This window comes from Paenibacillus sp. F024 (assembly GCF_057814255.1).
On sequence record NZ_JBVASZ010000143.1, the window covers coordinates 1 to 295 of the forward strand.

Genomic DNA, 295 nt, shown 5'->3' on the forward strand with positions numbered 1-295 from the left:
CGGGGTGGTTACGGTTCAGGGCGGCACGAGCGCGATTGCGGACGGAGTGACGATCCGAACGGCCAAATATATCGCCGGCAATTTCGTGCCGGTCGTAGGCAGGCTGTTCTCCGACGCATCGGACACGGTCATTGGGGCATCGCTTTTGGTTAAAAATGCGGTAGGGCTGTCGGGAGTCGTCATTATCATGGTCCTGTGCGCGTTTCCCGCGCTGAAAATGATTGCGCTCGCGTTTATCTATAATCTGTCTGCGGCGGTGATGCAACCGTTAGGCGATCATCCGATGATCGCATGT

Annotated in this window: 1 protein-coding gene; it reads left to right on the forward strand. The window is 56.6% G+C overall.

Annotated elements, in window-relative coordinates; genetic code table 11:
• Positions 1-295: stage III sporulation protein AE (locus ACZYR9_RS27720; RefSeq protein ID WP_488981509.1), on the forward strand; the 295-nt coding region annotated here is incomplete at both ends.